Below are 1,559 nucleotides of genomic sequence, written 5' to 3' on the forward strand. Positions count from 1 at the left end.
CGCCCGTTCCGGGACGTCCTGCTGGGGCTGTTCTTCGTCACCGTGGGCATGCTGCTGGACCTGTCGGTCGTCGCCGATCACTGGCTCGGCGTGCTCGCCGTGGTAGCCGGGTTCATGGCCCTGAAACTCGGCGCGATCTACGGCCTCGCCCGGCTCGGCCGCAACGACCCGCGGGTGGCGATGCGCACCGCCGTGATCCTCGCCGGCGGCGGCGAATTCGGCTTCGCCCTGCTCTCCCTCGGCCTCTCGCAGGCGGTGCTCGACCCGGTGGCGGGCCAGATCACCCTCGCCGCCGTGGTGCTCAGCATGGCGGTGGTGCCGGTGATGGTGCGCCACAACGAGCACATCGCCCACGGCCTCGTGGATACCGGCGAGTCCTCTCACGGCTCGGTCACCGAGCGCCAGGTGGCCGCCCACGCGGCCGCGCTGACGGACCACGTGATCATTGCCGGCTACGGGCGCACCGGGCAGAACGTGGCGCGCTTCCTGGAGGAGGAAGGCATCCCCTATCTCGCCCTGGACCTCGACCCGGCCCGCGTGCGCGAGGCCCAGGCCGCCGGCGAGCGGGTGCAGTTCGGCGACTCCGCGCGCCAGGAGATCCTCGCCGCAGCGGGGCTCGAGCGCGCACGCATGGTGGTGCTGACCTACAACGATCCCACTGCCACGCTCAACGTCCTCGAGCACGTGCGCGGACGCCATCCGCAGCTACCGGTGGTGGTGCGCACCCGCGACGACGTCTGGCTGGAGCGTTTCCACCGGGCGGGGGCCACCGCCATCGTTCCCGAGGTGCTGGAGGCGAGCCTGATGCTCGCCACCCACGCGCTGACCCTGCTCGACATCCCGCTGACCCGGATCTTCCGCTACGTGCGCGACGTCCGCGCCAACCGCTACCAGATGCTGCGCGGCTACTTCCACGGCGAGGAGCGGGTCGACCTCGAGAAGGCGGACCGCTTCCGCGAACAGCTCCACGCGGTGACCCTGCCGGAACGGGCGTACGGTGTGGGCAAGCGCCTGGAGGAGCTGCGCCTGGAGGAGATCGGCGTGAACGTGACGGCGGTGCGCCGCGGCGGCATCCGCGGGCCTCAGCCCGAGCCGGACACCCAGCTCCGCAGCGGCGACGTGCTGGTGCTCTACGCGACCCCGGAGAACCTGGAACAGGCGGAACGGATGCTGCTCGGGGGGCTGCGCTAGTCAGTGAGCGATCACAGCCAGAACCGCGACGATCCAGACGTGCGGCATCGCCGGTGCGCCGTCATCAAGCCCATAAACAGCGGCGGGACCGCATTCATTGCCCATCCGCAGGCGATGACCACACGCACCGGCCCGCCGCCCAGCGAGGCGGCGGCCGGGTACTCGTTCACGCCCACGGAACACACGCCGTGCCGGGGCACCGAAACGTGGACCGGTTCCGCGACCGCGGGACCTCGTGGCACCGCGCTCACACGGTGACACCGGCGCGGCACGCGGGCTTTCACAAGCCCCGCGCATTAGCCGCCAGTCGCGTACGCCGGCTTTTCCATGGATCGCCCGCCGAGCATGAACACAACGACCGCAATCAC

At 70.9% G+C, this 1,559-nt stretch carries 1 protein-coding gene; it reads left to right on the plus strand.

Features of this window, described 5'->3' with window-relative positions:
* On the plus strand, positions 1–1,191 hold a 1,191-nt coding region (locus G7A99_RS19400), incomplete at its 5' end, for a monovalent cation:proton antiporter family protein (protein ID WP_205599940.1).
* Positions 1,192–1,559: the final 368 nt, after the last annotated feature.

Source organism: Arhodomonas sp. KWT (assembly GCF_010993615.1).